We start from the raw sequence: 21,155 nt of genomic DNA, 5'->3' as shown, positions 1-21,155 counted from the left end.
GATTGACATGTGCAGTGCATTACACGTATTTTTCTTCGCATGTTGGTGTGGGACGACACAGCCACCCTGGTGGCACTGCTCGTGGCGCCGATGGCAGCCGCCCTGGTGGCAGCGACGATCGGCCCGAGGTTCCCGGTGTTCACGTCGCGCCTCGGCTCTGTAGCCGCTGGAGCAGGATTCCTCCTCGCCGCAGCGCTGACGGCCGGCGCCGCCCGCGGCGAGGAGGCCACCGCCGCAACGGGTGTGTTCGCCGTCGCCGCCGACCGGCTCGCGGTGGCGGCGCTTCTGCTGATCTTCGGGGTGAGCACCGTGGCACAGGAGTTCGCGGTGCGTTATCTCGCCGGTGACCCGCGGGCCTGGTGGTTCACCGGCGGGGCCAGCCTTCTGACCGCAGCGTCAGCGGTGATGGTCACCGCCACCACGCTGGTCGGCATCGCTGCCGGTTGGACCACCGCCGGTATCGCGTTGTGCCTGCTGCTGGGCACCTACTGGCATCTGCCGAGCGCGCGGGACGGGGTGCGCCGTGCCGGGCTGGCATTCCTGATCGGCGACGGCGCCCTGTGGGTGGCCGTGGGTCTGATCAACGTCCGCACGGGCACCGTCGACCTGGCCGACCTCCCGGCCGCACGGCTCGAGGGCGCCTTGGCGCCGGTGGTGGCGGTACTGATCGTGGTCGCGGCGTTGTCCCGGTCCGCGCAGCTGCCCTTCCACCGCTGGCTGCCCGCCACCCTGGCCGCACCGACCCCGGTGTCGGCGTTGCTGCACGCCGGGGTGGTGAACGCCGGCGGGATCCTGCTGATCAGGTTGAGCCCGCTGCCCAGCCCCGCGCTGGCTGCCGGGCTGCTCGTCGTCGCGGGCACCACCACGATGGTCTACGGCGCAGCCGTCATGCTCGTCAAGCCGGATATCAAAGGCGCGCTTGCATATTCGACCATGGCCCAGATGGGCTTCATGATCCTCACCTGCGGACTCGGCTTGTGGGCCGCAACGGTGATCCACCTGGTGGCTCACGGCTTCTACAAGGCCACGCTGTTTCTGTCCTCCGGCTCGGCGATCGCCCGCCACCGCCGGTCCACCGCGCTGCCCGCCGCGCCGCAGCAGACGGGGGGCCGCCGGCGGTTCAGCCTGCTCACCGCCGCGGTACTCCCCCTGGCCGCGCTGTACGCCGCTACCGAGTTGTTCCCTACCTGGACGCACACCCACGCCGCAGAGCAGGCGCTGCTGCTGTTCGCCTGGGTGACCGGCGCGGCCGCCACCTGGGGCTGGTTGCAGCGTCGGCCCGACATCGCGGGCGCATTGACTGCCGGGGCCGTACTGCTGCCGGCTGCGGTGGGCTACGTCGCTCTGATCAGCGCCGCCACCACCTTTCTCACGCCAGCGCTGCCCGATACCACGGCCGCCCCGTCTGCCGTCTGGGTCACCGTCATCGCCGCGGTGCTCCTACTCGGTGCGCTGGCGAGCCTGCGCTGGTCGCCGGCCGCCGCGGCCCTGCGACGCGCCGTCTACACCCACGCACTCAGCGCCGGCACCATCCACCCGACGACCGCAGGGGCACTCCGATGACCGAGACGACATCAACCCGACCGGACTCGAGCCGCGCCCGGCTGCGCAGCGACATCCGGCTTTCCGCGCGGGTACTGCCCACCCACTACCCGCTGGACACCTTCATCGCGGTCAATCCGCTGGCAGGTCTGCAAGCCATGCCCTTCGAGCAGGCCATCCGGCGCGCCGGCGACCTCTACGGCACACCCGGCACCCTGTCCGAGAGCGTGTTCCGCACGCTCTACCACCAGGGCCGCATCACCGATGACGACCTGGACCGCGCACTCATCCGCCGCGACCCGATACTCGCCGAAGAACCGGATCTGCAGCTCGCGAACCGCCGCGTCACCACCACCGCGCTGCTGCGCGCCGACCTTCTGCATGGCGCGCCCGCCCCAGAACCACTGCGCCGTCGCCGGACTCGATCCGAAGAGCGGGCCGCTGCCGCGGCCGGCACCGTCGACGCGCAGGCCGCGAAATGGCTGGCCGCGTTCCTCGGCGACGCGGGCTGGGCGATGCCCGGCCGCGAACGCGGCTTCTACCGGGCGTGGCGGGCACTCGCACCGACCGACCGCACTCTGCCGCGCACCGTGCGCACCCGGCTTCGCGGTGTCGCCGACCGACCCGACGACGCCGTTCTGCAGGCGCTGGACGCTCTCGGCGTCACTGACGACGAACGGGTCACCTATCTGCAGGCCCATCTGACCCGGCTGCCGGGCTGGGCCGCACACGTCAACTGGTGTGCCGACCGCGACGTCGGTGTCGACCTGCTGCAGTACCTGGGGATGCGGCTGAGTTACGAAGCGGCGCTTCTGCGAGACCACGGGAGCCAGATCACGGAGCCTCCCCTGCCTGCGCTGTGCACCGCGAGGGACCGCGCCGCGCACTTGTTCCGGATGTGGGGCATCGCCGACGCCGGGTGCGACCTGGCGAGGGCGGCCAGGATCCTGGCCGCGTTGCCCACCCCGGCCCGCTTGATGATCTGGCAGAACGCCTTCGAGGCCCACTACCAGGACCAGTTGCTCGCCGACTTGGCTTCCCACTCACCGTGTGGTGCCCGGCCCGCGCACACTCAGCTCATCACGTGCATCGACACCCGCTCGGAAGGACTGCGGCGCCACCTCGAGGCGTGCGGTGACTACCAGACCCTGGGATTCGCCGGGTTCTTCGCCGTCGCGATCCGGTTCACCGATCTGCTGGCCGGGGCACCCGCTGATCTGTGTCCGGTGCTGATCTCACCCAACCACCTCATCGCCGAAGAGCCTGCCCCCCAAGCCCGTCGCGCCGCCGAGCGTCGGCTGAGCGGCGCCACCATCCTGGCCGGGGCCGAGTCGGCCTTCCACTCCGCCAAGGAGTCTGCGACCGCCCCCTTCGCCCTCGCCGAAGCCGCCGGCTGCTTCGCCGCACCCCTGTCGGCAGCCAAGACCCTGACCCCGTCAGCCGTGGCCGGTGTGCGCCGCAGGCTTCGTGACGCGATCGCCCCCGCCGCGCAGACACTGCTGACCGTGGAATCGATGCCACTCGAAGAGCGGGTCCTATTCGCGCAGGTGATGCTCAAAACCATCGGTTTGACAACGGGATTCGGAAGGTTGGTCGTCCTGTGCGGCCACCACAGCGACACGGAGAACAACCCGTATCAGGCGTCGCTGGACTGCGGCGCGTGCGGCGGGCAGGGAGGCGGGCCCAATGCCCGCACTGCGGCACACATCCTCAACCAGACCGAAGTCCGCGACGAGTTGCGCAGGGCGGGCATCACGATCCCGGAGGGCACCCACGTCGTCGCGGCCCTGCATGACACCGCCACCGACCGCGTCACCATTCTCGACACCCACCTGATCCCTCCCGACCACCGCGCCGACGTCGACCGCCTCCGAGCCGACCTGTCCCGTGCCGGACGCGCCCTGGCGGCCGAACGGTGCGCGGTGCTGCCCGGCGCCCAGCGGCACCGGTCACCGGGCGCCGCCGCCAGGCACGTCGGGCGCAGATCGGTCGACTGGGCGCAGGTGTACCCCGAGTGGGGACTGGCCGGCAACGCCGCGTTCGTGATCGCGCCGCGCGACGTCACCCGCGGGCTCGACCTGCAACGCCGAACATTCCTGCACTCCTACGACGCCGGGGCCGACTCCGATGGCACCGCGCTGGAGACCATCCTGACCGCGCCCCTGGTGGTGGCCCAGTGGATCAACTGCCAGTACTACTTCTCCACCGTGGCCCCGGATGTCTTCGGCGCGGGAACCAAGACCGTCCACAACGTTGTCGGAAATGTCGGGGTGATCACCGGCCATGTCGGCGACCTTCGTCTGGGGCTGCCGTGGCAATCGGTCAGCTACCGCGACGGGATGCTGCATGAGCCCCAACGGCTTCTTGCCGTCGTCCAGGCCCCGCTGGCGCGTATCGACGCCGTGATCGGGCGCAATCCGATTCTGCAACAGCTGTTCGGCAACGACTGGGTCTCCGTCGCCGCCCGCGAGCACCCGACCCACCCATGGCAGCGCTGGACCCGGGCCGGCTGGCAGCCCTGGGCCGAAATCCGTTGTCCACAACCCGTTCACGACGAGGAGATGATTCCATGACACCCGCCCTGACCAAGATGACCAAGATCGAAGTCGTTGTCAGCGGAACGGACGCGCCCGCGGTCCGGGAGCTCATCGGCAGCGTCGGTGCCACCGGGTACACCAGCCTGTCCGGGGTCTCCGGACTCGGCCATCACGGCTACCACCAGGGCCGGCTGCTGTTCAACCAGCAGGCCACCCTCGAACTGATCATCACCGTGGTGCCCGACGCAAAGGTCGAGGCACTGCTCGCGGGACTGCGGCCGATGCTGGACGCGTCCTCGGGCGTGATGTTCGTGACCGAGACCTACGTCAGCAGACCCGATTATTTCAGCTGAACCCACCACGAAAGGACGTCGTCGATGAACACCCCACTCGCCATCTGGCAGCGACTGCGTGCCGGCAACCGGCTCGTCAGCGTGCAGTCAGCGGATCAGCCTGTTGCCGCCGTCTTCCGGTGTGCCGACGCCCGGCTCACCAATGAGGCTGTGCTGGGCCAGGCTCCCGGCGCACTGCTCGACATCAGCACCTGGGGCCACGCCGTGGACGCCGGCGTGCTGGGCAGCCTCGAGTACGCCGTCGAGATACTCGAGGTTCCACTCATCGTTGTGCTCGGCCACGACGACTGCCCGGCCATGCAGTCGGCGCTGAAGGCCTGGGAGCACGCCGAGCTGCCGGGCGGGTCGATGCGCCGGGTCGTCGAGCACGCATTGCTCTCGGTGGTACGGCGCGGCACCGCCGCCGACTCGGTCCAGTCGGTGGCCGCCGCCCACGTCGTCGAGACCGGTGTCGCGCTGGCCCAACGCTCCCCTGCGCTGTCCACGCGTGTGGACCAGCGGACATGCGGAATCATCTGCGCCACATATGCTTCGACCGATCTGCGGGTCCGGGTGCACGCCACCATCGGTGCCGTCGACGATCATGCGGACCCACTCGCGGAGGTCGTATGAACCCAGGCGTGCAAGCTGTTTGGCGGCCCTTGACACGTGAATCCAATTTCGTTAATCTCAGAGTCCCGAGGAGTAGCAGATGACCAGCCCGCATCCTGTTGTCGAACCGAACTTCGGTGGCGCCAAACTCATTGCCGTCGCGGTGGTCACCCTCGTGGCCGCGTTCAACCTGACAGCCGTCTCGGCAGCTCTGCATCCGCTTCTCGGGCTGATGACGCTACTGGTCGCACTGCTCGTCACCGTCGCCGTCCTCGACAGGTTGGGACAGCGGTGGGCGCCGGCAGCGGTGCGGATGTTCGACCGGTGGTGCCGCGCCACGGTGCGGCATATCCGCACCGACTGACCCCGGAGGGCTTCTGGGCTCTGCCCGGGAGGGTCCCGGCGATGTCTCTGCCATCCCGATGGCTGACCGCAACGAACTACCACTATGACGTCGACCACCCGGGTGCCCGCTGTCCGCGCTGCACTCACCGGGCTGACCGCAGTGATCGCCGCTCTCGGCGTGGGTCACCTGGTCGCCGGGCTCATCCTCATCCCCGCCGGGTCGCCGTTTCTGGCCGTCGGCAACGCCACGATCGATCGCACGCCCGCGGCCGTCAAGGACTTCGCGATCACCTACTTCGGCACCAACGACAAGCCCGCCCTGCTGGTCGGCATGGCCGTGGTGCTCGCGCTCGCCGGACTGCTGATCGGGCTGATCTCCCGTCGCAGCCTGGCGCCGGGACTCGCCGCGATCGTCGTGCTGGGGGTCATCGGGGTGCTGGCCGTGCACGAACAGGCCACCGGCCGGCTGGCGTTACTGGCGCCGCCCCCGCTGAGGCCCCGGCGACCGGACTCGACCGACGCCGGTTCGTCCTGAGCTCGCTGGCGGCGACCGTGGGCGCACTGGTCGCCGGCGCAGGCGGGTTCGCGTTGGGGAGGCGGGTCGACGCCGCGGCGTCCAGCTCGTGACCGACATTGCCGGTCGGACCGTTGATGAGCATCATCAGCCGTGCTTACCACGGCATTGTGACTGGCTTGTCACTGCGGGTGTTTACCATTCGTCCGTGACCAGGCTGCGGTGGAAGCTGTACGCCGTGCTGGGCGTGGCGGTCGGCGTGACTGCCTACCTGATCGGCGCCGGCCTGACCGTCAGCGTGGCGCTGGCGGTGCTGGTCCCCCTCGTCGTCACCACCGCTCCGCGCTTCTTTCTGGCCACCCTCGTCGGCGCGGCCACCCCGGGGGCGGCGGAGCGTGCCGTCGGGGAAGACATGTCGGGCACCGATTTCGAGGACTACGTCGCCAGGATCGCACGGTCCTGCGGCGTCCCGGTGATCATGACCTCGCTCACCGGCGACTGGGGCGTCGACCTGATCATCGGACACCGACCCAACCGGCTGGCGGTTCAGTGCAAACGGCGCGCACGCCCGGTCGGAGCCAGCGCAGTCCAGGAGGTGGTCGCCGGGGCGCCCATGCAGGACTGCACGGCGACCATGGTCGTCACCAACAACGAGTTCACGCCCGCCGCACGCAAACTCGCCGAGCTGCACGGGTGTGTACTCGTCGGGGGCGCGGATCTGCCGAGGCTGCGCTCGACGATCCGCCGACTCACCCTGCCTGCCGAACCGACATCCCCGTGAGCACGTCGCGCACCGCGTCCACCGCGGCGTCGAGTTCGTCTCGCGAAACCGTCAGCGCGGGCCGGAACCGCACGCTGTCGGCGCCGGAGCCCAGCATGACGACTCCGCTGTCCCACAGCCGCGCGATCAGCGCGTCCCGCTGCGCCGCTGTCGGCATGCTGAACGCGCACATCAGGCCGCGGCCGCGCGCGTCACGCACCAGTGCGGGGAACTCGACAGCCAACTCCTGCAGCCGCTCTCGCAGATACCGCCCGTTCACCGCGGCCCGCTCGAACAACCCGTCGGACTCGATGACCTCCAGGATCCGGCGCGACCGGACCATGTCGACGAGGTTGCCGCCCCACGTCGAGTTGATCCGCGAGCTGACCGCGAACACGTTGTCGGGGACCTCGTCGACCCGACCCCCCGCCATGACGCCGCAGACCTGGGTCTTCTTGCCGAAGGCCAGCACGTCGGGCAGCACCCCCAACTGCTGGTAGGCCCAAGCGGTTCCGGTGATACCGCAGCCGGTCTGAACCTCGTCGAGGATCAGCAGCGCATCGAACTCGTCGCACAATTGCCTCATCGCGGCGAAGAACTGCGGACGGAAGTGCCGGTCGCCGCCCTCCCCCTGGATCGGTTCGGCGATGAAACACGCGATGTCATGTGGAGCGGCTTCGAACGCCGCGCGCGCCTGCCGGATCGATTCTGCCTCCAGCGCATCCATGTTCGCGCCGAGGCGCTGATACGGCGCGTCGATGCGGGGCCAGTCGAACTTCGGGAAGCGCGCCACCTTGTTGGGATCGGTGTTGGTCAGCGACATGGTGTATCCGCTGCGTCCGTGGAAGGCGCCGCGCAGGTGCAACACCTTGGTTCCCAGCGCCGGATCCAGTCCGCGGGCCTCGTTGAAGCGGCTCTTCCAGTCGAACGCGACCTTCAGTGCGTTCTCCACCGCCAGCGCCCCACCGTCGACGAAGAACAGGTGTGGCAGCGCCGGGTCGCCGAGCACCCGTGCGAATGTGTCGACGAAGCGGGCCATCGGGACGCTGTAGACGTCGGAGTTGCTCGGCTTGTTCAGCGCGGCCGCGGTGAGTTCGGCGCGGAAGTCGTCGTCGTCGGCCAGGCCGGGGTGGTTCATCCCCAGCGCCGAGGACGCGAAGAAGGTGAACATGTCGAGGTAGCCGCGCCCGGTGCGGGCATCAACGAGATACGAGCCCTGCGAGCGCTCGATGTCGAGGACGAGGTCGAGGCCGTCGGCGAGAATGCTGCGCGACAGCACCTCGCGCACGTCGGCAGGAGCAAGTCGGGCATGGCTGGCGACCGGAAGAAGATCAGTCATACCACCATGCTAGAGGATATTTTGTGGTTTTACTGCCCCTGCACAGATGTTGTCTCCGGTATGTGGCGTCTCTCGCCATAAAATTTCTGTAAGATGACCGTCGTGCGCGTCTTCACGTCGGCTGCGGTGCGGATCCGTTGGAGCAGACCCTCCAGCGCCCGCGCAGATTCGACGTGGACCAGCAGCACATAGCTTTCCTCCCCGGCCACCGAATAGCACGCCTCGATTTCGGGGATGTGTTCCAGCCGGGCGGGTGCATCATCGGGTTGTGAAGGATCAAGAGGGGTGATGGCGACGAACGCGGACAGCATGCTGCCGACGGCCTCCGGGTTGATCCGGGCCGTGTACCCGGCGACCACGCCGCGCGACTCCAGCCGGCGCACCCTCGACTGCACCGCCGACACCGAAAGGCCCGCGGCGGCAGCCAGATGCGCCAGCGTCGCGCGGCCGTCGGCAACCAGTTCCCGGGCCAGCACCCGATCGATCTCGTCGAGCTGCGCAGGTTCGTCGAGACCGCTCATGGCCGCACTGTATCGGAACCTCTACCCCTACAAGCTCGATGAGGCCTGTTCATGACCACCACCGTGAAAACACCGCTGCCCACCTCCGACGCGCTGCGCTCCCGGGTGCGCGACGCCCTGACTGCCGTCGGTTCTTCGGTCACGCTCGGCGACCCCGGCGCCGGCGGGCTGACCGCCAGCTCACCGATCAACGGCGACGTGCTGTTCACCCTCCGCGAGTCGTCGATCGGGGACGTTGACGCCGCAATCGCCGAAGCCGCACACGCGTACACGACATGGCGGCTGACGCCGGCGCCGGTGCGCGGTGCGTTGGTGGCCCGGCTCGGTGAACTGCTCGTCGAGCACAAGGCGGAACTGGCCGCGCTGGTCACGATCGAGGCGGGCAAGATCACCTCCGAGGCGCTCGGCGAGGTGCAGGAGATGATCGACGTCTGCGAGTTCGCGGTCGGCCTGTCGCGGCAGCTGTACGGAAAGACCATCGCCTCCGAGCGGCCCGGGCACCGGCTGATGGAGACCTGGCATCCTCTCGGCGTCGTCGGCGTCATCACCGCGTTCAACTTCCCGGTCGCGGTGTGGGCGTGGAACACCGCCATCGCGCTGGTCTGCGGTGACACCGTGGTGTGGAAGCCTTCCGAGTTGACGCCGCTGACCGCACTCGGATGCCAGGCGCTGCTGCAGCGCGCGTGCGCCGACGTCGGTGCGCCCGTCGAGGTGAGCCGGCTGGTGTTGGGTGAGCGGGAGATCGGCGAGAAGCTGGTCGACGACCCGCGGGTGGCGCTGGTGTCGGCGACCGGATCGGTGCGGATGGGTCGCCAGGTCGGGCCGCGGGTGGCAGCGCGGTTCGGCCGTGCGCTGCTCGAACTCGGCGGCAACAACGCGGCGGTCGTGACCCCGGCGGCCGACCTCGACCTGGCGGTGCGGGGCATCGTGTTCTCGGCGGCCGGCACCGCCGGGCAGCGGTGCACCACGCTGCGCCGGTTGATCGTGCACTCGTCGATCGCCGACGAACTGGTGGCGAAGATCGTCGCGGCCTACCGGCAGCTGCCGGTCGGTGACCCGTTCGCCGAGGGCACCCTGGTCGGGCCGCTGATCCACGAGAGGTCCTACCGGGACATGGTCGGCGCACTTCAGCAGGCCGAGGCCGAAGGTGGCGAGGTGACCGGCGGTGAGCGCCATGACGTCGGCGACGAAGGTGCCTTCTACGTCACCCCGGCGGTGGTGCGGATGCCGGGTCAGAGCGCCGTCGTGCACACCGAGACGTTCGCGCCGATCCTCTACGTGTTGACCTACGAGACCTTGGACGAGGCTGTTGCTATGAACAATGCCGTGCCGCAGGGTCTTTCGTCGTCGATCTTCACGCTGGACATCCGCGAGGCGGAACGCTTCCTGGGCGCCGACGGGTCGGACTGCGGGATCGCCAACGTCAACATCGGCACCTCGGGAGCGGAGATCGGTGGCGCCTTCGGCGGCGAGAAGGAGACCGGTGGCGGGCGCGAGTCGGGTTCGGACTCGTGGAAGGCCTACATGCGGCGGGCCACGAACACCGTCAACTACTCCGCGGAGTTGCCACTGGCCCAGGGCGTCACGTTCGGCTGAGCCCCCTCGCCCCGCGAGTGCGCGCGTTTGCACGTCGACACGCCGCGGCACGCGTACATTTTCCGCGCGCTCGCGGGCGACGAGGGCACACTCGGTGCATGGAACTGGACGGCAAGGTCGCCATCGTCACCGGCGGCGGCTCAGGTATCGGGCAGGCGCTGGCAGCGGCACTCGCGGAGCACAGCGCGCGCGTCGTGATCGGGGACGTCGACGAACACAGCGCCCATGCGGCGGCCGCGGCGATCGGCACCGCCGGCGGCGCAGCCGTCGCCCTGCAAGCCGATGCCGCGACGACAGAGGGCATCAATGCGCTCGACACCCTCGCCGCCGGCGAGTTCGGGCCCGTCGACATCTACGTCGCCAACGCCGGCATCACCGGGGCGTCAGGCATCGGCACCGACTCGGACTGGGACCGGATCCTGGCCGTCAACCTGCGCGCGCACGTGCGAGCTGCAGAACTGTTTGTGCCGCAATGGCAGTCACGCGGTTCGGGCTACTTCGTGTCGATCGCTTCGGCGGCCGGGTTGCTGTCGCAGATCGGCGCGGCAGGCTATGCGGTCACCAAACATGCGGCGGTGGGGTTCGCCGAGTGGCTGTCGATCACCTACGGCGACGACGGCATCGGCGTCAGCTGCGTGTGCCCGCTGGGTGTGGACACCCCGTTACTCGACGGGATCCGCGCGGAGACCGACCCGGGGGCACGCGCCGGTGCGCAGTCGATCCTGCAGTCAGGCGATGTGCTCGCACCGTCGGAGGTCGCGTCGGCGACCGTCGACGCGATCAAGGACAACCGGTTCTTGGTGCTGCCCCACCCCCAGGTGCTGGAGATGTACCGGCACAAGGGCTCTGACTACGACCGCTGGATCGCCGGGATGCGCCGGTACCAGCGGGCGTTACGCGCGACCTGAGCGGCGACGAGCGCGCGCTGTGGTACGGCCGTTGCGGCGTGTCGGTGTGCAGACCCGCGCGCTCGCGGGACTACTGATCGTCTGCGGGATTGAACTCGCGGAACGCCGAGAACGCCCGCGCGCCATATACGGTGGCCGGGCCGCCGTGCATCATGATGCTCACCGCGATCGCCTCGGCGGCTTCGTCCTCGGTGGCGCCGGCCCGGGCCGCACCCCGAGCGTGTGAGGCGATGCAGCCATCACAGCCCTGCACGATCCCGATCATCATCGCCATCAACTCCTTGACGTGTGCGCTGAGCGCCCCGTCGGCCAACGCGGCCGCGCTGATCGCGTTGAAAGCGCTGTAGACCTCCGGGATCTTCTGTCGCAGGGCTCGATGCTCAGGGCGCAGTTCGGACAGGACGTCGTGGTAGTGCTGGTCGCCGTTCATCCTGTGAGTCTGACCGTGCGCTCCGCCCGCAGAAAGAGTCGAAAGTAACCATCGCGGGGGCTGTGTGCGTTGAGCGCGTCGTGAACGTCGACGAGTGCGCGCTGTTGTACGCCCGGCGCGGCGTGTCGGCGTACAGACCCGCGCGCTCGCGGGGCGAAACGGGGCTAGCGGCGGGACAGAGACAGGTGGAAGTCCTTGGGCATCAACGTCAACCGCTCGGTGATCTGCAGCTGATAATCCGGGTCGGCGATCACGTCGTAGCGACGAATCAGCACTGCCAGCAGCAGCACGGCCTCGTGCAACGCGAACTGCCGTCCGATGCACGAGCGCGGGCCGGTCCCGAACGGCTTGTACAGGCCTGCCGGACGCGCCCTGACCTTCTCGGGAGCGAACCGGTCCGGGTCGAACGCGTCGGGATCGGGCCCCCACTGCGGATCGCGGTGCAGGCTCCCGATGAGCGCAAGCACCCAGTCGCCCTTGCGCATCGGATGCACACCGGCGAGCACCGTATCCTCCCGGGCCTCCCGGTAGTAGCCGGGGACTGTGGGCTGCAGCCGCAACGCCTCGTCGAAAACCCGCCGGACATAACGGAGTTTGGCGATATTCTCGAAACCCGGCCGCACCTCGTCGCCCCACACCTCGGCGATCTCCGCACGCGCCTTCTTCACCACCTCGGGATGCTGCGACAGATAGTACAGAGCGAAAGACAATGCTCCCGAAGTGGTTTCATGGCCGGCGACCAGAAAGTTGATCAGCTGGTAACGGATGTTGGCCAGTTGCAGATCGGAGGTCAGCATCAGCTCGAGCAGGTCGTCGTGGCGCCCCAGACCGCCGCGCACCCGCTCGGCGATGATCTCGTCGGCGATCGCGTGCAATCTCGCGGCGTGATGACGCACTGGGCGCTCGGCCCGCCGTGCGACAAAATCCGGCAGGAACGTCTGCCGCAGCACCCCGACCCGATCAGACCCCTTCAGCCCAGCCACCATGTGCTCGACGAACGGGTGCACGGCCTCGGATTCGAAGCATCCGAACGGATGCCCGGCCGCACATCGTCCGATGGTCTCCAACGTCACCCGGGTGGCGTCGACGGACACGTCGACCGTCACTCCGCGGGCCGCCCGGCCATCCCAACGGGCGGTGAGTTCGTCGGCGACGTCGAACATGATCGAGTGGTAGCGCCGCATCGCCTGCTGGCTGAACGCCGGCATCAGCACATCGTGGGCTTTCTGCCAGTTCGGTTCGTCGTTGTACGCGGTGAACAGACCGTCACCGCCGAGAATGCGCAGCGCGTCGATGTCGGGGCCGACATGCTTGCAGAACCGGCTTTCGTCGCTGAGTTCAGCGACCACCTCCGGGCCGGCGGCGACGACGTAGCGCGCGCCCAGGAACCGGAACTCGAAGAGGGGACCGAGGTCGGCCAGCGCCATCGTCGACTGCGACGGACTGTCCGCGCTGAACCCCAGCACGTCACCAAGCAGTGGCAGCCGACGGCGCGGATGCGGCAGCGCGGGATAGGACCTCCGGTGATCTACAGCGGTCATCCCTCCAGCCTCCGCAGCTGTTATACATGTGTCAAGTAGTATGGGCACATGGCTGAATCCCGGCGCCGTCTCTCACCGGAGGATCGGCGCAACGAACTGCTCGCACTCGGCGCCGAGGTCTTCGGCCAGCGCCCCTACGACGAGGTGCGCATCGACGAGATCGCCGAACGCGCCGGCGTCTCCCGCGCGTTGATGTACCACTACTTCCCCGACAAACGGGCGTTCTTCGCCGCGGTGGTGCGTGCCGAGGGCGAGCGCCTGTTCCAGGCCACCAACACCCCGCCCGAGCCCGGCCTGACGCTGTTCGGGCAAGTCCGCGCGGGCGTGTTGGCCTATCTGCAGTACGACGAACAGCATCCGCACGGCGCCTGGGCCGCGTACATGGGGATGGGGCGCTCGGACCCGGTGCTGCGCGGCATCGAGGACATCGACAACGACAGGCAGGCCAACCGCATCATCGATCGCGTCACCGAGACCACCGGTGGCGCACTGGATTCGAAGGTGGAACGGGACCTACGGGCCACCGTCTACGGCTGGCTGGCGTTCACGTTCGAGTTGTGCCGGCAACGGCTGATCGACGCGTCGCTGGACGCCGAGCTCATCGCCGATCTGTGTGCGCACGGGCTTCTCGACGCCATCGGACGGGTGCCGGGACTCCCCTCGGAGCTCGCTGACGCGATGCGGAACCGGTAGGGACCGACTGGGATCAGCCCTCGCCCATGGGCCCCACCGGGCCGGGGCCTCCGCCGCAACGGTTGCGGAAGTCCACCGCGGGCTGGCGGATACCCGTGAGGTCGGCCTTCACCTGCGGATTGGCATCCATATAGGTCTGCAACGTCGCCCGCTTCTCCTCCGCAGGAACGTCCTTGAGCGTGGTGAAGAACTCGTTGACCGGCGGATGGGTGAACAGATACGCCGACGTCGCGGCGGTGATTCCGGACATGACACCCGCCAGATCTGCCGCCGTGCAGTTCGGTGGCGGCGGCTGAGCAGACACGGGCGCGCTGGTACCGAGCAACACCGCGCCCGTACCGACCGCAGCCAGCATCAACCGTCGCGCGTGAGTCTTGTGGGACGTCATTGGTCGCTCCTCGATCCGGGTGAAGGCGCTATCCGCCGCCGATTCCGATCCCTGGCCGGTTGCCGGGCCTGCCCGGCAAACCGATACCCGGACCGGGATCGAGGTCCAGATCCCATTCCCACCCGTAGTAGTCGTTGCAGTACCAGTCATATTCGCACGGATAGGGCACGTAGGGACCGGATCCGCTGGGACCATCACCGGTGTCCGCACCGCGGGACTCCCCCTGCGCGCAGATCGTCGTGCCGCCGGAACTGGTGCAGTCGGCCGCTGCCGTCGGTGCCATCAGGAGGCCGGAGAGCGCGATGACCGGCGCGACTAGCAGGCATTGAACTCGCATCGTTGTTCTCCGCGCCTGCCGTTCGGCGATGTGGACGCTGCGGGCCGGGCTCAGCCCTCGCCCTCGACTTCAGCCAGCGGGCCCGGGCCACCACCGCAGCGGGCACGGAAGTCCTTGGCGGGCTGACGGATGCCGCTCAGATCAGCCTTCACCTGCGGGTTGGCATCCAGGTAACTGGCCAGCGCTTCGCGCTTCTGATCGTTTGGCACCTTGCCGAGATTGGTGAAGAAGTCGTTCACCGGCGGGTGGGTGAACAAGTACGCAGACGTGGATGCGGTGACGCCCGACATGATGCCCGCCAGATCTGCCGCCGTACAGTTCGGCGGTGCCGGTTGCGCGCTGGCAGAGACCGCGGTGCCGAGCAACACAGCACCGGAACCTACCGTCGCCACCAGCATCCGCCCCGCAAAACTCTTGTGAGACACCATTAGTTACTCCTCTGCCTTGGTTGAATCAACGTTGTCGCTACCACCACGGTCCCGAATGGTGCTCAGAATAGATCCCAGCTGCCGTAGCTGTCATTGCAGTAGTAGTCATAGGCGTTGACGCACTCGTAGGGCACCACGGGCCCGGTGTCACCCGGCCCCCCGAAGGAACAGAACGTCTGATTCCCGGTGGTCGTGCAATCAGCTGCTGCGGTTGGCGCGGCGGCGAGGCCTGCGATGACCAGGAAAGGGGCGACGACCAAACACCATAGCTTCATCACTGCACTCCCTTACCGAGTTGATCACGAACGCGGCCATGACGATCCACACTTGAGTCCATCATCACAGCTGGGAGCGTAGCAATCGGACCCGGATTCTGGGAACGCTTACGAGAAATTGAACGTGCCGGACACCACGGCTTGGAAACAGGCTCGACTGTTCTGGCGAGGTCCGCAGTGCGCCAACACATCCTGACTATTTGCTACGACGGGGCCGCAAGCGGCCTGGCCGCCGCAGCCTAGCGCGGCGCTCGACAGTCAAGGGGCACAGTCGGTCAGCCCGGGGGCATGGGACCGATGCCCCTTGCGACGGGCTCATCACATCCGGACTCCGGCCAGTTGCTGTGTGCAGCGACGCGTTTCACAGGGCGTCGTTGCACGGACCACGTGCGACAGGTTTCCACGTTCCACGCAATACCCCTGGCCTGCGCCCACGCTGAGCCGGACCCCGAGCGAGCGCCAGGTCGTCACGATCGTCAACTGATGCTTTGCCGCTGCGGACTCAACCGGCGGGCCCTCAGTTACCGGGTTGTTGCTGATGTGGCTGGTGCGACACCACCGCGAGGATGTCGAGGACCGTGCCGTGGATGGTTCGCACCGGCCCTGTCGCACGAAAGTGTCGCTCTCGACGGTCGCGAGCGCGCGCTGATGTACGCGACACGCCGCGCGCAGGCGTGCAGACACGCGAGCTCGCGGGACGGGGGTGCTCGCGGGACGGCGAGCTCGCGGAACGGGGGTGTCGGTGGGTAGGGGCACCATGGAGGGATGCCCGCGAAGGCCCATCCGCTCTCCCGCTTCAGTCCGCTGACGCGGGAGTGGTTCGCGGGCACGTTCCTGGAGCCCACACCCGCTCAGGCGCAGGCCTGGAACGCGATCGCCGACGGGGAGAACACGCTGGTCATCGCCCCTACGGGCTCGGGCAAGACGTTGGCGGCGTTCCTGTGGGCGATCGACGGCCTGGCCAGGGCCCCGCAGGCCGGCAAGGGCACCAGGGTGCTCTACGTCTCCCCGCTCAAGGCGCTGGCCGTGGACGTCGAACGCAACCTGCGCACTCCGTTGACCGGGATCTCCCGCATCGCCGAGCGCACCGGGGTCGAGCCGCCATCTATCAGCGTCGGCGTGCGTTCCGGAGACACCACCCCCAGCGGGCGCCGCGAACTGATCACCAAGCCACCCGACATCCTGATCACCACCCCGGAGTCGCTTTTCCTGATGCTGACCTCCGCCGCCCGGGAGACGTTGGCCAACGTGCAGACGGTGATCGTCGACGAGGTGCATGCCGTCGCGGCCACCAAGCGCGGCGCGCATCTGGCGCTGTCGCTGGAACGTCTCGACGAGCTGTTGGAGACACCCGCGCAACGGATCGGGCTGTCGGCGACGGTTCGCCCACCCGAGGAGGTGGCGCGCTTCCTGTCCGGCACCGCCCCGACGACGGTCGTCGCGCCACCGGCCGCCAAGACATTCGACCTGACCGTGCAGGTTCCCGTCCCCGACATGGCGAATCTGGAGAACAACTCGATCTGGCCCGATGTCGAGGAACGCATCGTCGACCTGGTCGAGGCGCACAACAGCTCGATCGTGTTCACCAACTCGCGGCGGCTCGCGGAACGGCTGACCGCCCGGCTCAACGAGATCCACGCCGAACGCACCGGAGTTGAGCTGGGCGGACCCAATCCGGGTGTGGCCGGCGGTGCACCCGCCCACCTGATGGGAAGCGGACAGACCTACGGCGCCGAGCCGGTGCTCGCCCGCGCACACCACGGGTCGGTCAGCAAGGAAGCCCGCGCCGAGGTCGAGGACGCGCTGAAGACCGGACGCCTCAAGGCTGTCGTCGCGACCTCCAGCCTGGAACTCGGGATCGACATGGGCTCAGTCGATCTGGTGATCCAGGTGGAGACCCCGCCGTCGGTGGCCAGTGGGCTGCAACGCGTCGGCCGGGCCGGTCACCAGGTCGGCGAGATCAGCCAGGGCGTGTTGTTCCCCAAGCATCGCACCGATCTGATCGGATGCGCGGTGAGCGTGCAGCGGATGCTGGCCGGCCAGATCGAGACCATGCGGGTGCCCGCCAACCCGCTCGACGTTCTGGCCCAGCACACCGTCGCCGCCTGCGCGCTGGAACCGATCAGCGCCGACCGGTGGTTCGACACCGTGCGCCGCAGCGCTCCGTTTGCGACCCTGCCCCGCAGCGCATTCGAGGCGACGCTGGATCTGCTGTCGGGCAAGTACCCGTCCACCGAGTTCGCCGAACTGCGGCCCCGGATCGTCTACGACCGCGACTCCGGCACGCTCACCTCCCGCCCCGGCGCGCAACGGCTGGCGGTCACCTCAGGCGGCGCGATCCCCGACCGCGGCCTGTTCACCGTGTACCTCGCTTCCAACGCCGACTCCGAAAAGCCCTCGCGAGTCGGTGAACTCGACGAGGAGATGGTCTACGAGTCCCGCCCGGGCGACGTCATCTCGCTGGGTGCGACGAGCTGGCGCATCACCGAGATCACCCACGACCGGGTGCTCGTCATCCCCGCTCCCGGCGAGCCGGCGCGGCTGCCGTTCTGGCGCGGCGACGGCGTCGGCCGCCCGGCGGAGTTGGGCGCGGCGATCGGCGCGTTCACCGGCGAGCTGGCGCGGCTGGACCGAGAATCGTTCGAACAGCGTTGCCACACAGTCGGTTTTGACGGGTTCGCGATCGACAACCTGTGGCAGCTGATCGATGAGCAGCGCAGCGCCACCGCCGCCGTCCCCTCGGACACCACGCTGATCGTGGAACGCTTCCGCGACGAACTGGGCGACTGGCGGGTGATCCTGCACTCCCCCTACGGCCTACGGGTGCACGGACCGCTGGCGTTGGCGGTCGGCAAACGGCTCTACGAGCGCTACGGCATCGACGAGAAGCCCACCGCCTCCGACGACGGCATCATCGTGCGACTGCCCGACACCGACGATACGGCGCCGGGGGCCGACATCTTCGTCTTCGACCCCGACGAGATCGAACCGCTGGTCACCACCGAGGTCAGCGGTTCGGCGCTGTTCGCGTCGCGCTTTCGGGAGTGCGCTGCCCGGGCGCTGCTGCTGCCTCGTCGCAACCCGGGCAAGCGCTCACCGCTGTGGCATCAGCGGCAACGCGCGGCACAGCTGCTGGACGTGGCCCGCGGTTACCCGGACTTCCCGATCGTGCTCGAGGCGGTGCGTGAGTGCCTGCAGGACGTCTACGACGTGCCCACGCTGGTCTCGCTGATGGCGCAGGTCGCCCAGCGGCGGGTGCGGATCCTCGAGGTCGAGACGCAGACACCGTCGCCGTTCGCCGCGTCGCTGCTGTTCGGCTACGTCGGTGCGTTCATGTACGAGGGCGACAGCCCGCTGGCCGAACGCCGCGCCGCCGCCCTCGCCCTGGACCCCAAGCTGCTCGCCGAACTGCTCGGCCGCGTCGAACTGCGGGAGCTGCTCGACGCCGACGTCGTCGCCAACACCAGCCGCCAGCTGCAGCATCTGACCGCCGAGCGCGCGGTCCGCGACGCCGAGGGCGTGGCGGATCTGTTGCGGCTGCTGGGGCCCTTGACCGCCGACGAGATCGCCGCGCGGTGCACCGAGGACGACGTCGGCGGGTGGCTGGAGGGCCTGCTGACAGCCAAGCGCGTGGTCACCGTGTCGTTCGCCGGGCAGGCCTGGTGGGCGGCGGTCGAGGACATCGGCCGGCTGCGCGACGGTGTCGGGGTCGCGGTGCCAGTGGGCGTGCCGATGGCGTTCCTCGAACCTGTCGTCGACCCGCTCGGTGAGCTGATGTCGCGGTTTGCGCGCACCAGGGGTCCGTTCACCACGGTCGAGGCGGCCACCCGGTTCGGCCTCGGATTGCGGGTCGCCGCCGATGTGCTGGGCCGGCTGGCCGCGGACGGCAAGCTGATGCGCGGCGAGTTCATCGACGCACCAGCTGATTCCGGTGAGCAGTGGTGCGACGCCGAGGTGTTGCGCATCCTGCGCCGGCGCTCGCTGGCCGCATTGCGCGCGCAGATCGAACCGGTGAGCACCGCCGCGCTGGGCCGCTTCCTGCCGGCATGGCAGATGATGGGCAGCGAGGCGGTGTCGGGTGTCGACGGGCTGGCCGCGGTGATCGATCAGCTCGCCGGGGCGCCGGTGCCCGCCTCAGCGGTGGAGCCGCTGATCTTCGGCCAGCGGGTGCGTGACTATCAGCCGGGCATGCTCGACGAACTGCTGGCCTCCGGCGAGGTGCTGTGGTCCGGGGTCGGCGCGTTGTCGGCGGCCGACGGGTGGGTGGCGTTCCACTCCGCCGATACCGCTCCGTTGTCGCTGGTCCCGCCGTCGGACACCGATCTCACCGACCTACATCACGAGGTACTGGAGGCGTTGAGCGGCGGCGGCGCCTACTTCTTCCGCCAGATCGTCGTCGACGGCGTGAGCGCCACAGCCCTCAAAGAAGCTCTGTGGCAACTGATCTGGTCCGGCCACGTCAGCGGTGACACATTCGCGCCGGTGCGGGCGCTGCTGGCCGGAACCCGGGGCGCCCGGCGGAGCACCGCACCGTCGCACCGTCATCGCCGGGCACCGCGGCTGAGCCGCTACAGCATCAGCTCAGGCGCGCACCGTGACTCCGACCCGACGGTCGCAGGCCGCTGGTCGCTGCTGCCGGCCGCAGAGACCGATACCACCGTGCGCGCACATTTCCAGGCCGACCAACTGCTGGCCCGTCACGGCGTGCTCACCAAGGGGGCAGTGGCCGGTGAGAACATCCGCGGGAACATCCCCGGCGGCTTCGCCTCGCTGTACAAGGTGCTGACCGCGCTGGAAGAGGCGGGCCGTTGTCAACGCGGTTACTTCGTCGAGTCTCTCGGCGGTGCCCAGTTCGCCACGGCCAGCACCGTCGACCGGCTGCGCACCCACGCCGACAGCATCGACGACCGGCAGGGCGCGCTGCGCACGGTGGCGCTGGCCGCGACCGACCCGGCCAATCCGTTCGGTGCGGCACTGTCATGGCCGACGCGCGGGGACACCGATACCGCTCACCGGCCGGGGCGCAAGGCCGGTGCGCTGGTGGTGCTCGTCGACGGCGAGCTGGCCTGGTTCATCGAACGGGGCGGCCGTTCGCTGCTGAGCTTCACCACCGACCACGAGACCCACCATGTCGCCGCGGTCGCGCTGGCCGAAATGGTGACCCGCCAACGGGTTCCGGCCTTGCTGGTCGAACGGGTCGACGGAGTGGGGGTGCTCGAGGACCGCGACTCGGCGGTGGCGGTGGCACTGACCGAAGCCGGTTTCGCCCGGACACCACGCGGGCTTCGGCTGCGCTGATGCCCGAAGGCGACACCGTCTTCCGCACGGCCGCGAAACTGCGGGAGGCATTGGCGGGCAAGCAGTTGACCCGCTGCGACGTCCGCGTTCCCCGCTACGCGGCGGTCGATCTGTCCGGGCAGATAGTCGACGAAGTCGTCAGCCGAGGCAAGCACCTGTTCATCCGGGTGGGGTCGGCCAGCATCCACTCACACCTGAAGATGGACGGCGCGTGGATCATCGGCCGGGTGCGGGCTCCGGCGTACAAGATTCGAATCGTGTTGGAGACCGCAGATTCCCGTGCCTGCGGCGTCGACCTCGGCGTGCTGGAGGTCCTGGAGCGCGCTGATGACATGGAGGCCGTCGCGCACCTGGGTCCGGATCTGCTCGGCGAGGACTGGTCAGCCGAGACAGCCGCGGCGAACCTGATGGCCGACCCGGAGCGGGCTTTCGCCGAGGCCTTGCTGGATCAGCGGGTGATGGCGGGGGTGGGCAACGTCTTCGCCAACGAGTTGGGTTTTGTCTTCGGTCTGCGGCCCGGCACCGCCGTCGGCGCGGTGTCCGACCCACTGCGGGTGGCCAACCGGGCGCAGCAGATGTTGTGGGCCAACCGGCTGCGGGTCAACCGCACCACGACCGGCAACACCCGGCCCGGTCAGGACATGTGGGTGTACGGGCGGGCCGGGCTGGGGTGCCGGCGGTGTGGCACGCCGATCGAAACGGACAAGTCGGGTGAGCGGGTCACCTACTGGTGCCCCACCTGCCAACGCTGACCCCCCG

General features: G+C 68.8%; 20 protein-coding genes. 12 read left to right on the top strand and 8 right to left on the bottom strand.

Annotated features, from left to right (window positions below; genetic code table 11):
* Positions 1 to 39: 39 nt before the first annotated feature.
* The 7 genes from BEMPMBAN_RS17200 (at position 40) to BEMPMBAN_RS17170 (ending at position 6,663) form a co-directional block, all read left to right on the top strand.
* Positions 40 to 1,563 (top strand): proton-conducting transporter transmembrane domain-containing protein, encoded by a 1,524-nt coding sequence (locus BEMPMBAN_RS17200; protein ID WP_159232229.1) that lies wholly within the window; start codon positions 40 to 42, stop codon positions 1,561 to 1,563.
* Positions 1,560 to 4,115 (top strand): DUF2309 domain-containing protein, encoded by a 2,556-nt coding sequence (locus tag BEMPMBAN_RS17195; protein ID WP_159232227.1) that lies wholly within the window; start codon positions 1,560 to 1,562, stop codon positions 4,113 to 4,115. The genes BEMPMBAN_RS17200 and BEMPMBAN_RS17195 overlap by 4 nt, the downstream gene beginning before the upstream one ends.
* The gene (locus BEMPMBAN_RS17190) at positions 4,112 to 4,432 is read left to right on the top strand and encodes a P-II family nitrogen regulator (protein WP_159232225.1); all 321 of its coding nucleotides are present in this window, start codon (positions 4,112 to 4,114) and stop codon (positions 4,430 to 4,432) included. Before BEMPMBAN_RS17195 ends, BEMPMBAN_RS17190 begins: the two co-directional genes overlap by 4 nt.
* 24 nt (positions 4,433 to 4,456) lie before the next feature.
* Complete coding sequence (locus tag BEMPMBAN_RS17185; RefSeq protein ID WP_159232223.1) at positions 4,457 to 5,044, top strand: carbonic anhydrase; 588 nt, start codon at positions 4,457 to 4,459, stop codon at positions 5,042 to 5,044.
* A 79-nt stretch (positions 5,045 to 5,123) separates the two neighbouring features.
* Complete coding sequence (locus BEMPMBAN_RS17180; RefSeq protein WP_159232221.1) at positions 5,124 to 5,387, top strand: hypothetical protein; 264 nt, start codon at positions 5,124 to 5,126, stop codon at positions 5,385 to 5,387.
* An 84-nt stretch (positions 5,388 to 5,471) separates the two neighbouring features.
* The gene (locus BEMPMBAN_RS17175) at positions 5,472 to 5,903 is read left to right on the top strand and encodes a hypothetical protein (protein WP_159232219.1); all 432 of its coding nucleotides are present in this window, start codon (positions 5,472 to 5,474) and stop codon (positions 5,901 to 5,903) included.
* Between the two features lie 187 nt (positions 5,904 to 6,090).
* Positions 6,091 to 6,663 carry a restriction endonuclease gene (locus tag BEMPMBAN_RS17170; RefSeq protein ID WP_159232217.1) on the top strand — a complete coding sequence of 191 codons (573 nt, stop codon included), beginning with the start codon at positions 6,091 to 6,093 and terminating at the stop codon, positions 6,661 to 6,663.
* Here BEMPMBAN_RS17170 and lat read toward each other — a convergent pair.
* Both lat and BEMPMBAN_RS17160 read right to left on the bottom strand, forming a co-directional pair.
* Positions 6,632 to 7,981, bottom strand: coding sequence for an L-lysine 6-transaminase (lat, locus tag BEMPMBAN_RS17165; protein ID WP_159232215.1), 1,350 nt, complete (start codon positions 7,979 to 7,981; stop codon positions 6,632 to 6,634). The genes BEMPMBAN_RS17170 and lat overlap by 32 nt on opposite strands.
* Before the next feature lie 29 nt (positions 7,982 to 8,010).
* Positions 8,011 to 8,502, bottom strand: a complete 492-nt coding sequence (locus tag BEMPMBAN_RS17160; protein WP_159232213.1) for an Lrp/AsnC family transcriptional regulator — start codon at positions 8,500 to 8,502, stop codon at positions 8,011 to 8,013.
* Positions 8,503 to 8,553: 51 nt separating this feature from the next.
* On the opposite strand from BEMPMBAN_RS17160, the gene amaB reads away from it, so the two are divergent.
* Together amaB and BEMPMBAN_RS17150 are read left to right on the top strand one after the other, a co-directional pair.
* Positions 8,554 to 10,098, top strand: coding sequence for an L-piperidine-6-carboxylate dehydrogenase (amaB, locus tag BEMPMBAN_RS17155; RefSeq protein ID WP_159232211.1), 1,545 nt, complete (start codon positions 8,554 to 8,556; stop codon positions 10,096 to 10,098).
* Positions 10,099 to 10,196: 98 nt separating this feature from the next.
* The gene (locus tag BEMPMBAN_RS17150; protein ID WP_159232209.1) at positions 10,197 to 11,006 is read left to right on the top strand and encodes an SDR family oxidoreductase; all 810 of its coding nucleotides are present in this window, start codon (positions 10,197 to 10,199) and stop codon (positions 11,004 to 11,006) included.
* A gap of 70 nt (positions 11,007 to 11,076) precedes the next feature.
* On the opposite strand, the gene BEMPMBAN_RS17145 is transcribed toward BEMPMBAN_RS17150, so the two are convergent.
* Both BEMPMBAN_RS17145 and BEMPMBAN_RS17140 read right to left on the bottom strand, forming a co-directional pair.
* Entirely contained in the window at positions 11,077 to 11,436 is a 360-nt protein-coding gene (locus BEMPMBAN_RS17145) for a carboxymuconolactone decarboxylase family protein (protein ID WP_159232207.1), read from the bottom strand.
* A gap of 164 nt (positions 11,437 to 11,600) precedes the next feature.
* Positions 11,601 to 12,977, bottom strand: coding sequence for a cytochrome P450 (locus tag BEMPMBAN_RS17140; protein ID WP_159232205.1), 1,377 nt, complete (start codon positions 12,975 to 12,977; stop codon positions 11,601 to 11,603).
* Between the two features lie 48 nt (positions 12,978 to 13,025).
* On the opposite strand from BEMPMBAN_RS17140, the gene BEMPMBAN_RS17135 reads away from it, so the two are divergent.
* On the top strand, positions 13,026 to 13,670 hold the full coding sequence (locus BEMPMBAN_RS17135) for a TetR/AcrR family transcriptional regulator (RefSeq protein WP_159232203.1): 645 nt from the start codon (positions 13,026 to 13,028) through the stop codon (positions 13,668 to 13,670).
* A 13-nt stretch (positions 13,671 to 13,683) separates the two neighbouring features.
* Here BEMPMBAN_RS17135 and BEMPMBAN_RS17130 read toward each other — a convergent pair whose 3' ends face one another.
* From BEMPMBAN_RS17130 to BEMPMBAN_RS17115, 4 genes are all read right to left on the bottom strand, one after another.
* A complete protein-coding gene (locus BEMPMBAN_RS17130) occupies positions 13,684 to 14,058 on the bottom strand; it encodes a heme-binding protein (RefSeq protein ID WP_159232201.1) in 375 nt (124 codons plus the stop codon).
* A 28-nt stretch (positions 14,059 to 14,086) separates the two neighbouring features.
* Positions 14,087 to 14,395, bottom strand: coding sequence for a hypothetical protein (locus BEMPMBAN_RS17125; RefSeq protein WP_159232192.1), 309 nt, complete (start codon positions 14,393 to 14,395; stop codon positions 14,087 to 14,089).
* A gap of 50 nt (positions 14,396 to 14,445) precedes the next feature.
* A complete protein-coding gene (locus tag BEMPMBAN_RS17120; protein ID WP_159232190.1) occupies positions 14,446 to 14,823 on the bottom strand; it encodes a heme-binding protein in 378 nt (125 codons plus the stop codon).
* 62 nt (positions 14,824 to 14,885) lie between these two features.
* A complete protein-coding gene (locus tag BEMPMBAN_RS17115) occupies positions 14,886 to 15,098 on the bottom strand; it encodes a hypothetical protein (protein WP_159232188.1) in 213 nt (70 codons plus the stop codon).
* Between the two features lie 765 nt (positions 15,099 to 15,863).
* Here BEMPMBAN_RS17115 and BEMPMBAN_RS17110 point away from each other — a divergent pair.
* Together BEMPMBAN_RS17110 and nei2 are read left to right on the top strand one after the other, a co-directional pair.
* The gene (locus tag BEMPMBAN_RS17110) at positions 15,864 to 20,396 is read left to right on the top strand and encodes an ATP-dependent helicase (RefSeq protein ID WP_159232186.1); all 4,533 of its coding nucleotides are present in this window, start codon (positions 15,864 to 15,866) and stop codon (positions 20,394 to 20,396) included.
* Positions 20,396 to 21,148 carry an endonuclease VIII Nei2 gene (gene nei2 / locus BEMPMBAN_RS17105; RefSeq protein WP_159232184.1) on the top strand — a complete coding sequence of 251 codons (753 nt, stop codon included), beginning with the start codon at positions 20,396 to 20,398 and terminating at the stop codon, positions 21,146 to 21,148. Before BEMPMBAN_RS17110 ends, nei2 begins: the two co-directional genes overlap by 1 nt.
* The last annotated feature ends 7 nt before the right edge of the window (positions 21,149 to 21,155 follow it).

The organism is Mycolicibacterium austroafricanum (genome assembly GCF_902705885.1).
GTDB lineage: Bacteria > Actinomycetota > Actinomycetes > Mycobacteriales > Mycobacteriaceae > Mycobacterium > Mycobacterium vanbaalenii_A.
The sequence above is the reverse complement of the archived record's forward strand: the minus strand, read 5'-3'. Positions and strand labels throughout refer to the sequence as shown.